This window comes from Rhodanobacter ginsenosidimutans, from assembly GCF_042655685.1.
Taxonomy (GTDB): Bacteria; Pseudomonadota; Gammaproteobacteria; order Xanthomonadales; family Rhodanobacteraceae; genus Rhodanobacter; species Rhodanobacter ginsenosidimutans.
This window is the reverse complement of sequence record NZ_JBHSMM010000001.1, coordinates 365,706-379,235: the sequence shown is the minus strand read 5'-3', so window position 1 is coordinate 379,235 and position 13,530 is coordinate 365,706. Positions and strand designations below refer to the sequence as shown.

13 protein-coding genes are annotated in these 13,530 nt (G+C 62.7%); 5 read left to right on the top strand and 8 right to left on the bottom strand.

Annotated features, from left to right (window positions below):
• Positions 1–186: 186 nt before the first annotated feature.
• Both ACFPK0_RS01550 and ACFPK0_RS01545 read right to left on the bottom strand, forming a co-directional pair.
• Positions 187–489 (bottom strand): LysM peptidoglycan-binding domain-containing protein, encoded by a 303-nt coding sequence (locus ACFPK0_RS01550; RefSeq protein WP_377337897.1) that lies wholly within the window; start codon positions 487–489, stop codon positions 187–189.
• A gap of 42 nt (positions 490–531) precedes the next feature.
• Positions 532–891, bottom strand: a complete 360-nt coding sequence (locus ACFPK0_RS01545) for a hypothetical protein (RefSeq protein WP_377337895.1) — start codon at positions 889–891, stop codon at positions 532–534.
• A gap of 65 nt (positions 892–956) precedes the next feature.
• Between ACFPK0_RS01545 and ACFPK0_RS01540 the strand changes: the two genes are divergently transcribed.
• The 5 genes from ACFPK0_RS01540 to ACFPK0_RS01520 all read left to right on the top strand — a co-directional run bounded on the left by ACFPK0_RS01540 (position 957) and on the right by ACFPK0_RS01520 (position 6,662).
• Positions 957–1,808 (top strand): c-type cytochrome, encoded by an 852-nt coding sequence (locus tag ACFPK0_RS01540; protein WP_056606588.1) that lies wholly within the window; start codon positions 957–959, stop codon positions 1,806–1,808.
• Between the two features lie 85 nt (positions 1,809–1,893).
• Positions 1,894–3,264 (top strand): cbb3-type cytochrome c oxidase subunit I, encoded by a 1,371-nt coding sequence (locus ACFPK0_RS01535; RefSeq protein WP_056606591.1) that lies wholly within the window; start codon positions 1,894–1,896, stop codon positions 3,262–3,264.
• Between the two features lie 10 nt (positions 3,265–3,274).
• The gene (locus tag ACFPK0_RS01530; protein ID WP_377337893.1) at positions 3,275–4,078 is read left to right on the top strand and encodes a CbbQ/NirQ/NorQ/GpvN family protein; all 804 of its coding nucleotides are present in this window, start codon (positions 3,275–3,277) and stop codon (positions 4,076–4,078) included.
• 39 nt (positions 4,079–4,117) lie between these two features.
• Entirely contained in the window at positions 4,118–6,160 is a 2,043-nt protein-coding gene (locus ACFPK0_RS01525) for a nitric oxide reductase activation protein NorD (protein WP_377337891.1), read from the top strand.
• Positions 6,161–6,290: 130 nt separating this feature from the next.
• Positions 6,291–6,662, top strand: a complete 372-nt coding sequence (locus ACFPK0_RS01520) for a hypothetical protein (protein WP_377337889.1) — start codon at positions 6,291–6,293, stop codon at positions 6,660–6,662.
• Positions 6,663–7,221: 559 nt separating this feature from the next.
• On the opposite strand, the gene ACFPK0_RS01515 is transcribed toward ACFPK0_RS01520, so the two are convergent.
• From ACFPK0_RS01515 to ACFPK0_RS01490, 6 genes are all read right to left on the bottom strand, one after another.
• A complete protein-coding gene (locus ACFPK0_RS01515) occupies positions 7,222–8,277 on the bottom strand; it encodes a hypothetical protein (RefSeq protein ID WP_377337887.1) in 1,056 nt (351 codons plus the stop codon).
• Between the two features lie 303 nt (positions 8,278–8,580).
• Complete coding sequence (locus ACFPK0_RS01510) at positions 8,581–9,207, bottom strand: hypothetical protein (RefSeq protein ID WP_156458382.1); 627 nt, start codon at positions 9,205–9,207, stop codon at positions 8,581–8,583.
• 36 nt (positions 9,208–9,243) lie between these two features.
• Positions 9,244–10,587 carry an ATP-dependent protease ATPase subunit HslU gene (gene hslU, locus ACFPK0_RS01505; RefSeq protein WP_056082840.1) on the bottom strand — a complete coding sequence of 448 codons (1,344 nt, stop codon included), beginning with the start codon at positions 10,585–10,587 and terminating at the stop codon, positions 9,244–9,246.
• Positions 10,588–10,686: 99 nt separating this feature from the next.
• Positions 10,687–11,241, bottom strand: a complete 555-nt coding sequence (gene hslV / locus ACFPK0_RS01500) for an ATP-dependent protease subunit HslV (RefSeq protein ID WP_377337884.1) — start codon at positions 11,239–11,241, stop codon at positions 10,687–10,689.
• Positions 11,242–11,698: 457 nt separating this feature from the next.
• Positions 11,699–12,580, bottom strand: coding sequence for a tyrosine recombinase XerC (gene xerC / locus ACFPK0_RS01495; protein WP_377337882.1), 882 nt, complete (start codon positions 12,578–12,580; stop codon positions 11,699–11,701).
• A gap of 188 nt (positions 12,581–12,768) precedes the next feature.
• A complete protein-coding gene (locus ACFPK0_RS01490) occupies positions 12,769–13,455 on the bottom strand; it encodes a DUF484 family protein (RefSeq protein WP_056606621.1) in 687 nt (228 codons plus the stop codon).
• Positions 13,456–13,530 lie beyond the last annotated feature (75 nt).

Here is a 13,530-nt window from a genome sequence, read left to right as displayed (position 1 = left end):
TTTTCGCCCCACAGGGGAAAGCGCAGGCGACAACGCACAGGAATTCGGCCGCCCGCGGCGCTGGATCGGGCGCAGGCTGCAGGCGGCTCGTGGAGCAAAGCGCGCATCGTACGCAATCGCGCCGCGCCATTTCAGCGATGAATCGTGCGCCACGCTGGATCGCGGCAGTCACGCAAATCGCCTGCTTCACGGCCTGGGCGGGATATTCAACATCTGTCCCGGCTTGATTTCGTCCGGGTCAGTGAGCTGATCACGATTAGCCGCAAAGATGCGCTCCCACGCATTCGCATCGCCGTAAACGGCCCGCGCGATACTCGACAGGCTGTCGCCCGCGGCCACCATGTATGCGCCGGTTTCGTCCACCGTGGCACTGATCTGAGATGACACGCCACTGAAATCGGCTTTCGCCGCCGGCGGCATCTTTGCCGCCTGCTCCCGCACGACGCGGCGCGAATCGAAAAGACCGGGCTTGTTGTCTTGGTTGCCCATGACTCACTCCATCGGAAAGCACCTGTGATACCGGTGCTGCGGTCAACAGGTCGTGAGTTGGCCCGTGTGACCTTCCGCTGCGCCGACGGCTTGGCTCTCGGCACCTTCCATCACCTCACGCACAGCCTTCACCGACACAAATGCGGCGCTATCGAAAGCAGGACTGCCATGCAGGCGCAGCCACCGCAGCGGCCTCGTCTGCGCAGCGTCTGGTGGATATTCGCGAAGCGCACCGCAGGCAGCTGCGACATACAATGTCACAGTGACGATTCCGTCACCGAAAGCGTGCGACACTCCCATAATCTCGGGGAATAGCGTGGGGGCGAATATGCAGATCGCGACCGTCGGAAAATGTTTCCGCATTTTCAGCCATGTCGTTTTGCTGTTGATGGCGGCTGCCATCATCTATGCGGCGTACATCATCTTGAAATACTGGTCCCACATCGCCGTCTGAGCCGGAGCACCTCATGAACAAGCGACAGACCCGGCTGTTTGCCATTGTTGGAACCCTGCTGGTGGGGCTGCTGTTTCTCGGCATGACGTTCGACACCCTGCGCCAGATTCCCAAGCTGTCCAATGCGCAGGACATCTCGCCAGAAGTCACCCTCGGAAACAAGGTGTGGCACGAGAACAATTGCATCAATTGCCACACGCTGTTTGGCGAAGGCGCCTACTACGCACCCGATCTGACCAAGATCACGCAGCTTCGCGGTGAAGCTTATCTGCGCGCCTATATGCACGACCCGTCAAAATTTTACGACGAGCAGAAAGTGCGTCGATTGATGCCCACGCAGAACCTGAGCGACGCCGACATCACCGGCCTGATCGCGTTCCTCGATTGGGTCAGCAAGGTCGACAACCAAGGCTGGCCGCCACGGCCGTTGCTGGTCAGCGGCTCGTCACTGCCGGGCATGGCCGCGGTAGCGCCAGCTGCTGCGGACAAGGCCACCGGCGCTCCGGGCACGCAGGCCACGACGCAAGCTGACAGCCCCATCGCGCAAGGTGAAACGCTTTTCCATGGCGCGTCACCACCTTGCGGTGCCTGTCACTCAACCGCACCGGGCGTGGATATGGCCGGGCCATCGCTGGCTGGCATTTCCGCACTCGCGGAAAAGGCGATCGCTTCGGGTGCGTACAAGGGCGAGGCGAAGGACGCGGCCGGTTTCATCCGTGAATCGATCCTGCATCCCAGCAAGTATCTGGAGCCCGGCGACATGTATTCGGCCGGCGGCACCTCGTTCATGCCGGACACGTACGCGCAATCACTGACGCCCGAGCAGGTCGATCATCTGGTCGCCTACCTCTCCACCCTGAAGTAAGCCCCGTACCCTCCGCTGCCGCGCAGCGCGGCAACAGACGCCATCGCAGTGATGGTTCCGCAAACCGATTCGACGGAGAGGCACCATGCGTTACAAATCCCAGTCAGTGGCCTATTGGTACTTTGCCGTCGCCATGGCGTTGTTCGGCCTGCAACTGGTGTTCGGCCTGCTCTCGGCGGCGAAATATCTCGGCCCCGATCCGCTGCTGTACATCCTGCCCTTTGATGTCACCAAGACCATCCACACCAACCTGCTGATCGTGTGGGTGCTGACCGGCTTCATGGGCGCCACGTACTGGATGGTGCCGGACGAATCGCGCACCGAGTTGTATAGCGTCAAGCTCGCACTGTGGCAGCTGGTGCTGTGGTCGGTGATGGGTCTGGCCACGATCTTTGGTTACCTGTTCCGCTACGGCACCGGCAACAAATTGCTGGAGCAACCGCTGCCGTCGAAGATCGTCATCGTGATCGTGATGCTGATGTTCCTCTACAACATCTTCATGACGATCAAACGCTCCGGTCGCTTCACCACGACCGAAGGCGTGTTGATGGGTGGTCTGGGGCTGGCTGCCCTGCTGTATCTGCCGGCGTTGCTGCATTACCAGAACTACGTCGTATCGATCTTCTTTCGCTGGTGGACGATCCACCTGTGGGTGGAGGGCGTGTGGGAAATGATCCAGGGCGGTTTCCTCGCGTACCTGCTGATCCGTTTGTCCGGCGCCGATCGTGAGGTGATGGAAAAGTGGCTGTACGTGATCGTCGGACTGGTCTTCATCGCCGGCATCATCGGTACCGCACATCATTACTACTGGGTCGGTGTACCGCACTACTGGCTGCCGATCGGCGGTGTTTTCAGTGCGCTGGAGCCGGTCGCACTGGTCGGCATGGCCGTCTACGCGTACTACGCCATTCGCCGCTCCGGCATGCAGCACCCCAACGTGCTCGCCTTGCACTGGACCGTCGGCAGCGCCGTGTTCACGCTGTTTGGTGCCGGTCTTCTGGGGTTGGCGCACACCTTTCCCAGCGTCAACAAGTGGACGCACGGCACGATGATCACCGCCATGCACGGCCACGCCGCGTTCTACGGCGCGTACGTGATGATCGTGCTGGCGATGATCGTCTACGCATTACCGTCGTTGACGTCCGGGCGGCGCGAGGCGGGGTCGCCGATCGGCTACTGGGCGTTCTGGATGCAATTGGGGGGCATGTTCGGCATGACGCTTTCCTTCGGTACCGCCGGCATCGCGCAGGTGTATCTGGAGCGCATCCTGGGCCTGGGTTACCTCGATACGCAGCTCAAGATCCAGATCCACTTCGTGATGCTGATTGCGACGGCCTCGGTGTTTGTCCTCGGCGTGATCTTGTTCATCTACGACTTCTTCCGTTTCCCGCCAAACTTCGTCGTCAACGACGAGGCCAGGCAGCGCAAGCTCGAACCTGTCGCACCCGATGCCTGACTCCCCCGTCATGACCGATCACGGTGCCGCCGATACCAGCGCGGCACCGTTCTACCTGCCCTCCGGCAACGAAGTAGCGGTGTTCGAGCAGTGCCATGCGCACAAGCTCGCGGTGATGCTGAAAGGGCCAACCGGCTGCGGCAAGACCCGCTTCGTCGAATACATGGCATGGCGCCTCAAGCGGCCATTGATCACGATCTCCTGTCATGACGACCTCAGCGCCAGCGATCTGGTGGGCCGCTTTCTGATCCGCCATGACGGCACCGCCTGGCAGGACGGCCCACTGACCCGTGCCGTGCGCGAAGGCGCCATCTGCTATCTCGATGAAGTGGTCGAGGCACGCCAGGACACCGTCGTGGTGCTGCATCCGCTGACCGATTACCGGCGCATCCTGCCGGTCGACAAGACCGGCGAAACACTCGAAGCGGCGCCCGGTTTTCAGCTGGTGGTGTCGTACAACCCCGGTTATCAACGCATGTTGAAAGACCTGAAGCCCAGCACGCGGCAGCGCTTTGTTGCGCTGGACTTCAACTTTCCGCCACTGGCCACCGAGGTCGCCATTGTCGAACGCGAGGGTTCTGCCGATTACGCCACCGCGCATGCACTGGTGACGCTGGGGCAACGCCTGCGCGGGCTGCAGGATCGCGGCCTGGCCGAAGTGCCCAGCACGCGTTTGCTGATCGCAGCGGCGTGCTTGATTGCCAGTGGCATTCCGGTGCGCGACGCGTGTTACGCCGCCATCGTCTCGCCGTTGTCCGATGAAGCCACGCTGGTCGGCGCGATGCACGATCTGGTGGACGCCACCTTCGTCTGATGGTGCGCCCTGCTGGCGGTGGCGTTCGAGGGTTGCCGCATGGCTGAAGCTGAAGATGTCATCATGGATGCCGTACGCCACGCGACGATTTACTCGCGTGCGTTGTGGCGGCGCCACCGGCCGCCCGTGGCGCAGGCGCCACCCCTGGCGCTCGCCGACGTGGCACCCCGACTGGACTTGCTGATTTCCGCACTGTGCGACCGCAGCTTCGCCCTGCGCGTTGCGCAGACACCGTCGCCACCAAGCTTTCTGGCGTTGCTGGTGCATCGTCGGCACGGGCCACGGCACCGCATCGCACTGCCCGCCACGGACGGCCTATCGATCTGGCTGCCGACCCATCTCGGACGCCTTTCGGCGGACACCGCTTCGCTGTATTACCGCGCGCTCGCCTTGCAGCAGGCGACCCGCGCCATGCGCGGCACGGCCGCCCACGCACCTGATTTGCGCGACCCGCTTATGCGGGATCTGTACCTGCTGCATGAAGCCGCCGCCGCCGACAGCGAGCTCACGCGTACCCTGCCGGGCGTGGCGAGCACCCTGGCCGTCCTGCGTGCGGACGCGTTGCGTGCACGGCCGCCGCTTGCCGCGTTTCCCGCTCGATTGCAGCCGTTGGAACGCCTGATTCGTGGCGTGCTTGAAGCGTCATTTGCGCCAGGTGAGGAACTATCCCAACTCGGCCTGCCCTGCCCAACGCCGGCCGAATCCCTGCTGCGCGCCAGACAAATCGCGGATCACCTGCGCCGCACGGCCACGCGACAAGACTGGGGCCCGCACCCGTTGCTGAAAGATCTATGGACTGGCGAGCTGCGCGTGCCACTCAAACATGCGGCCAGCGTGGTGCCCACCAACAGCGCCGACCCGTTCGATGCAGATCGAAAGGCAGCGCGCAGCGCGCGCCTGGCACGCCGGCCGGACGTGCGCGAAGCCGATGACGAGGAAGACGACGAGCGCCCCGGTGCATGGATGGTGCAGACCGCGCAACCACATGAACAGGCGGAAGATCCCGGCGGTCTGCAGCGCCCGACCGACCGCGACGACGCCACCGCCGCCGACGAATATGCCGATGCGCTATCCGAGTTGCCCGAAGCACGCTTGCTGACGCGACCGGGCCGGCCCAAGGAAGTCTTGCTGTCCGATGATCCACCCGATGCTGCCGCGCGAGTCGAGGCACCGTCGACGTCCACCGCGCAGCACGCGCTGAACTATCCGGAGTGGGATTACCGCATTCGTGCGTATCACTCGCCCGGCGCCGCGGTGCACCCCTTGCCCGCCGCCGTCGGCCCGCAGGCGTGGGTCGACCACACCCTCGATGCCCATCGCGGCATGCTGCAGGAGATTCGTCGCCGCTTCGAAATGCTGCGCGCGCGGCGCGTCCGCGTACACAAGCAACTGGACGGCGACGAAGTCGATCTGGAGGCGTATATCGAAGGCCACGCCGACTACCGCGCCGGCCTTCCGTTGCCGCAACGCCTGTACCAGAGTCAGCGCCGGGTGCAGCGTGATATGGCCATCATGCTGCTCATCGATGTCAGCGGCTCGACCGATGGCTGGATCGTCGGCAACCGACGCATCATCGACGTCGAGCGCGAGGCACTGTTGCTGGTGTGCATCGCGCTCGAAGGCCTCGGTCAACCGTATGCCGTGCAGGCGTTTTCCGGCGAGACGGCGCAAGGCGTGATCGTGCGCGAGGTCAAACGATTCGACGAGCCGTATGGCCCGGCCGTCGCCTTGCGCATCGCGGGGCTGGAGCCGGAAAACTACACCCGCGCCGGCGCCGCCCTGCGCCATGCCAGCAACCGCCTGGTGCAGCAAACCGCCCAGCACCGCCTGCTATTGATGCTGTCCGACGGCAAGCCGAACGACATGGATCATTACGAAGGCCGCTACGGCGTCGAAGACCTGCGCCAAGCCGTGACCGAAGCGAAGCTGCAGGGCATCTCGCCGTTCTGCCTGACCATCGACCGCCAGGCCGCCAACTACCTGCCGTACGTGTTTGGCGCCAGCCAGTACGCGCTGCTGCCCAAGCCAGAGTTGCTCCCCACCGTACTTCTCGATTGGTTGCGGCGATTGGTTGGCCACTGAGAAATCGCCGCGTCACTGCGCGCGGAGTATGTTCAAACAGCGGGGGCATGTTTACCGGCTGGAAAGTACACGACGGCACGACACGACCCGTACAGGCACGGTGTTTTTTTGTCCATCAAGGGGAGAAAACATGAATATCAGCATTCAGAACATGCTGCTTATCTGCATCACGCTGTTCGCGATCGCGGCAGCCGGTGGCCTGGTCATGGCCGGTATGCGCGCATTGGCGAAACGCAACCCACCGGCATGGCTGGCGCTGTTGCATGGCCTGTTGGCCGGCGCCGGTTTGACGCTGCTGTTATTGGTCTACTTCGTCAGTGGTTTGCCCGTACTCGCCGCGTGGGCGTTGTTGCTGTTGATCATTGCCGCCGGCGGCGGGGTAGTGATGAACCTCGGTTATCAATGGCAGCAGAAGCCGCTGCCATTGCCGCTGATGTACGGTCACACGCTGATTGCGGTTGTCGGTTTCGTGCTGCTGGTCTGCGCTGCAATCGGCGCCTGATACCGCCGCCGCCACAAAAGAAAGGGTGCCAAGGACAATTCTAAACAAGCTTTGGAAAATTATCCCTGACGTCTTTTTCCGCTCGGACGAACAGCTATACGCCTAACGGGAAGGCTGCCCGAAGCGGGAGCGACCCGAAGGCGCTGATGAGCGTACCGAGAATGACCAGAGCAAGGCCCAGCTCTTGAGCGAACGAGTCGCTTGTATCTTCGACGCTTTGCCACATGGCGTCCGTGTCAAACTTGCCTCCATTGACAAGCGACTTATTGGGCTTGGCTAGCTCACGAGCTCCTTTGCGTAGCAGCTTTCGCAGACCCAAGAGTGCGCCAAAGAGAGATATCAAGCCTCCGCTACGCTCAATGTAGCTCCAGTCGCAATACAGCACGGATAGCACTACGCAGACGAGGATCGATAACGCGGAGCCAGCGATATAGCGCCACGCCTTGATGTGCTTGTAGTGCCACCAACGCGAAACTTTATCTTTGCCTGCCATGGCACCCCGTATGACGTTGGAGTTAAGCCGGCGCGCGGCTTTTAGCGCGTCCGCTTGGACGAATTGTTAGCTCTTCCTGCTCAGCCTGTGTCCGTCTATGAGTCGCTGGAGTTGCCTCACAAAGACTTGTGTATCCAAAAAGTAGTTTGGATAGGCCTTCCTGAGCGATTCGACAGGGCCAGCCGAAACGAGGACGGCTTCAATTGGCTCGCCACTTTTTGTTCTTGCCTCAATTGTGGCGTAAGCCAAGCTTGCTTCCTCTAGCCTTGCTACAGGGAATGGCTTGATAGTTACAGTTCGATTGGCTGAATCAAGCGTAATTAGGTGATAACCGCCTTGACCGCGCTCCGTTGTGATTCGATCTGCTGCGATCGCGAAACCACTAAGTTTTTCCAGGACACGCAGGCGTTGCTCTGATTCAAACAGCCGCTCATGAATTTGCTGGGATGAACAGTCCTCGAAACCCGGAACAGGAGTCGTTTTTTCAATGTCTGCAAGAGCGGCACCCGCAATTGAAAAGAACTCACGCCATTGATCTTCGCCTTGGCCAGACTTCAGCGCCTGACCAAGAAATGTGCCCATTGTTTCGACAGCAGTTGCCCAAGCATGCTGCAATCGAGTTCGGATCTGCAGCTCAAGGGATAGCCCGTCGTAGTCGGGAGCATTTGGGTTTGAGTACTTATAAATCAAATGGATGCCGCGGTACCCGTCGAATTTTGGCTCAAGGAGGTAATCTTTTGAAGAGACAAGCTCATGTTGAAACTTTGAAATTCTATAGGAAGTTTCGAGTTTTCGAACCCGAGCGACCGATGAAACGATCGCCCGCAAACCTCCGATATCTTGCATTCTTGCAAGCTTCATTCCATCGAAACGCTTGAGCTTCAGGACGATAGATGGAGTTCGTTTGAGTCGTTGTGCAACGATGGCCTTGTCATCAATGCTCTTAAGTTTGGCGCGTAATGTGGCTTGGAAGGTATTGATTGGATACCCGTGTGCTGCACGGTAGTTAGCAAGCACTTCATCAGCAAAGTTGTGTTCGTTCGGAGAAACTTGGTCTGCGATCAGAATATCTCCTGCCCGATTGATCTGTTTCTTCGAATATTTCGGCTTTACAAATGACACGGGGCCCCCGATAACGAGCTAACGCCAAGTAGATTTAAAATTTCAATGTAATCCTGCAGCCCATCGCGGCAGCCTATTCCGGCGCACCATCTGTTTGGGCGGCTGCAACAGAGAACCGTCAACTCACCCCGAGTCCCCAGTCTAGCGCCGTTGCGCACCTACAAGCCGCTTTCGCTAAACACCAACCTCCGCCCACAACGACTCCACCAGAGCGCGCGAATAGCCCTCAGGTTGTCGTTACCTTTCAATGATCCGCGCGACCGCTCAGACCCAAGCCGCGCCGTGGTTCAAACGACCACCCAGTCACTGCCGTGTGGGCAGCTCCGAAACGCCGCTATCGCCTTCCAGCAGCGCCGGCGCCGGCCCGGCCACAGCCAGCAGCGACATCGCGTAGCCATCCTCGATGCTGATGGTCGAAACCTCATCCCACGCGAAGAACGACGCCTCGCGCATCCACTCGGCGTCGGGGCTGACTTCCTGCATGGTGAAGCCGTCTTCCTCGACGGCGACGAGGCGGCCGATGTAGCAGACTTCGGCTTCGTCTTCGCTGTCGACGTGGACGCCGATGACCGGCGACTGGGCGCCGGCGGCCTGGACGACGTCGCGGATGTTGTCGAGCGGGAAGCCGCGCGGGGGGCGCGGCAGGATGTGTTTCAGCGCCAGGGCTTTCTCGAAGAAGGCGTGGTGCTTGTCGGGGGCTTCCAGCTCGGAGATGTCGCGGTGACGCATGATGTACATGCCGTCGTAGGTGATGCCGTCGCCGACCACCCACAGCAGGAAGAACTCGCGGCCAACGCCGCCCACGTAACCGCAGAAGCTGCCGTGCTCCAGCTCCTCGCGCCATAGCCGCACGAGGGTTTGCTTTTCTTGCGCTTCGCGCAGCTGGGCGCGCTGGCCGGTGCTCTTGAGTTCAATGATGTTGCTGTTCATGACGGTCATTTTAACAGAGCGGGCCCTTGGGCTTGTTTAAAGGATGTAGCGGCTGAGATCCTCGTCCTGGGCGAGACTTTCGAGGCTTTTGTCTACGTGTTCGGCGTCGATACGGTAGTTTTCACCGGACTTGTCCGCGGCCTCGTAGGAGATTTTCTCCAGCAGGCGCTCCATCACGGTGTGCAGGCGGCGGGCGCCGATGTTCTCGGTGCGCTCGTTGACCTGGAACGCCACCTCGGCCAGCCGGTCGATGCCGGAGTCGGTGAATTCCAGCCCCACGCCTTCGGTGCCCAGCAGCGCCACGTATTGCTTGGTAAGCGCGTTGTGCGGCTCGCGCAGGATGCGCTTGAAGTCGTCCACGCTGAGCGCGTTCAGTTCCACCCGGATCGGCAGGCGGCCCTGCAGCTCGGGGATCAGGTCGGACGGCTTGGCCAGCGAGAACGCGCCGGAGGCGATGAACAGCATGTGATCGGTCTTGATCGGGCCGTACTTGGTGGACACGGTGGAGCCTTCGACCAGCGGCAGCAGGTCGCGCTGCACGCCTTCGCGGCTGACGCCGGCATGGCCGTGGTCGCCGCGCTGGGCCACCTTGTCGATCTCGTCGATGAAGACGATGCCGTTCTGCTCGGCCGCCTCCATCGCCTGCGCGCGCAGCTCCTCGTCGTTGAGCAGCTTGCCGGCCTCTTCGTCGATCAGCAGCGGGCGCGCGGTCTTGATGGGCAGCTTGCGGCTCTGGGTCTTGGCGCCGCCCAGGTTCTGGAACATCTGGCGCAGTTGCGAGCCCATCTCCTCCATGCCCGGCGGCGACATGATTTCCACGCCCACGTTCATGGCGAAATCCAGCTCGATCTCGCGTTCGTCCAGCGCGCCTTCGCGCAACTGCTTGCGCAGTTTCTGGCGGGTGTCACTGTCGATGGCGGGCGCGGCGGCGGCATCGTGGCTCCAGTCGGTGGGCTGGGCCTGGCGGCGCGGCAGCAGCGCGTCGAGGATGCGGTCTTCGGCCCGGTCCTCCGCTTGCGTGCGCACGCGTTTGACCGCCTGCTCGCGGGTGAGCTTGTAGGCCACGTCGGCCAGGTCGCGGATGATCGATTCCACATCCTTGCCCACGTAGCCAACCTCGGTGAACTTGGTGGCCTCCACCTTCACGAACGGCGCGTTGGCCAGCGTGGCCAGGCGCCGCGCGATCTCGGTCTTGCCCACGCCGGTGGGGCCGATCATCAGGATGTTTTTCGGCGTGACCTCGTTGCGCATGTCCGGCTCGAGCTGCATGCGCCGCCAGCGGCTGCGCAGCGCAATCGCCACGGCGCGCTTGGCGTCCTGCTGGCCGATGATGTAGCGGTCGAGTTCGTTGACGATTTCGCGGGGGGTCAATTCGGACATGGGGCTTCGCCGGGAATGGGGAGTAGGGAATCGGGAATCGGAACGGCATGGGTTACCGGGCGCTGGTGCTCTGACCATTCCCGATTCCCCATTCCCGATTCACAGCTCTTCGATCGACACGTTGTGATTGGTATAGATGCAGATGTCGCCGGCGATCTTCAGCGCCTTTTCGACGATGGTGCGGGCGTCGAGTTCGGTGTTTTCCAGCAGGGCCATGGCGGCTGATTGGGCGAACGGGCCGCCGGAGCCGATGGCGATGAGGCCGTGTTCGGGTTCCACCACGTCGCCGTTGCCGGAGATCAGCAGGGAGGTCTCCTTGTCGGCCACCGCCAGCATCGCCTCGAGCTTGCCGAAGCGGCGATCGGTGCGCCATTCCTTGGCCATTTCCACGGCGGCGCGGGTGAGGTTGTTGTTGTGCTTTTCGAGCTTTTGCTCGAACAGTTCGAACAGGGTGAAGGCGTCGGCGGTGGCGCCGGCGAACCCAGCTACCACGTCGCCAGTCTTGCCGAGGCGGCGTACCTTGCGCGCGTTGCCTTTCATCACCGTATTGCCCAGGGTGACCTGGCCGTCGCTGCCGATGACGACGCGCCCTCCGCGGCGAACGCAGACGATGGTGGTGGCGTGGAACGATTCCATGGGGGCTCCGCAACTCATTGGCTTGGCTCGATGAGATGGGGACTTGGGGAGTGGGGTTCAATGTTGGAGGGGCGTTCTGGCCCTCTGTTTGCAGGAGCGGCTTTGTTGGAAGTTCCCCGCGGCATGCGCCCCCTCTCCCCTGCCCTCTCCCCGCAGGGGAGAGGGTATTACGGTGTCTTTGTGTCGCTGAGGTTTGGCAGGAGGCTTGTCCTGGCGTCATCGACAAACGGGAAAGCCCGAAGTCGCCGTGATCTCCTCTCCCCATTGGGGAGAGGACACAGGAGAGGGGCGGTGCTTGCGGGGGGAGTGAAAAGGAAGAGGCTTTATGGCGGCGTGGGCGGCTTCGTTGGGAACCTCCCCGCGGCGTGTCCCCCTCTCCCTGCCCTCTCCCCGCAGGGGAGAGGGGATTCCGGTTTTTTTGTGGTACTGACGCACCGCCGTTTGCGACTTCCCCTTTGCTCTTGGCGCGGCGCTGTTACGGCTTCCGCTTCGCCCTCGGATGCGCGGCGTCGTACACCTTCGCCAGATGCTGGAAATCCAGGTGCGTGTAGATCTGGGTGGTGGCGATGTCGGCGTGACCGAGCAGTTCCTGCACGGCACGGAGGTCGCCGGAGGATTCCAGCATGTGGCTGGCGAAGGTGTGGCGCAGCAGGTGGGGATGGACGTGTTTGGGCAGGTCCATCGCCAGTTTGTTCATGCGCAGCTGCACGGTGCGGGGATTGATGGGGGCGCCGCCGCGGCCGCGGAAGATGGCGCTGTCCGGCTGCATGCCTTCGGCGGCGCCCAGCGCACGCAGCGCGGTGATGGCTGGGCGGCCGACGGGCACCACGCGGGTCTTGCTGCCCTTGCCCAGTACGCGTACTTCGCCGCCGTCGAGGTCCAGGTCGATCCAGCGCAGGTTGACCAGCTCGGACAGGCGCAGGCCGCTGGAATAGAACAGCTCCAGCATGGCGCGGTCGCGCACGGCCAGCTTGCCGCCGCTGTCGGTTTCCACCAGCGCGCCGGCTTCGTCCACGTCCAGCACTTGCGGCAGTTTGCGGCGCACCTTGGGGCCGCGCACGCCGGCCAGCGGGTCATGCGCCAGCGCGCCTTCGCGGATCAGTTGGCGGAACAGGCTGCGGCAGGAGGACAGCAGCCGCTGCAGGCTTTTCGCAGCGAGGCCCGCGCGGTGCTCGGTGGCAATGAACGCGCGCATGCGGTTGGGATCAAGCGCATCGAACGTGGCCACGCCCTGTGCCTCCATGAAGCGCAACAGCTTGGCCAGGTCACGGCGGTAGGCGTCGACCGTGTGCGCGGACGCCTGGCGCTCGTTGGCCAGGCGTTGCAGCCACGCATCGACCTGGCTGGCGGGGCTCATTGCCGGCTCAGAGGTTGTGAAAAATCCGACCGCCGTAGCGAGAGCGTCGCCGGGCGCCCGTGACAAGGTGCGGGGGTGGCAAATCCGGGGAGTTTGGTGAACCAAATGACCCGGATTTGCCAGCCGCGCACCGCCGACACGGGCGTTCGGCGGCGGTCGCAGTAGGCGGGCGGCTTTTTCACAAGCTCTCAGGCAACGTCCCGTGCGCGCGCCAGGGCGGCGGTGACGGTGGCGGCGATCATCTTCAGGAACAGCGTGCCCATGCCGGGCTGGAAGCGGTCCGGGTCCTTGCTGCCGATGGCCAGCATGCCGGTGTGGTCCAGCCGCATCACGGCGGCGGAGTGCACGTGGTCGGCGTCATCGCCGAACAGCCGCTCCAGTTTCTGCGGCGACAGGCGGCCGGAAACGGGCTCGTGCTGTTGCAGGAAATCGGCGAACTCCGGCAGCTCGGCGGCGCCGCCGGGAATTTGCTGCAACCACGCCGCCCGCGGCAGTTCCGGCTGGTTGCCGAACAGCAGCAGGCGCACCTGGTCAGTGTGGAAATCGGCACTGAGCTTGGCCACCACGCTGCGCGCGGTGACTTCCACCGTGTTGGCGCGCAGCAGCGCCACGGTGAGCGCATGCACGCGCTCCATCAGCTTTTCATTGTCGGCGGCGATGGCGATAAGGTCGGCCAGTCGCCGCTCCAGCTCCGCGTTCTTGTCGCGCAGGCTCTGCAACTGATACATCGCCAGCGACGCCACCGCGCCTTTTTCGTGCGGCATGGTGAGTTGCGCGGCCAGCTCGGGGTAGTCGCTGAGGAACTGCGGGTGGCTTTTCAGGTAGGCAGCGACCACGCGGCCCTGGGTGGCGTCGTCGAGCAGCGTTTCGGTCATGCGCGGTGATCCTCGGGGCTACGGGTGACGGCAGAAACGATCCGCCAGCGAACGGCCAGTGTGCGATGGACGCCG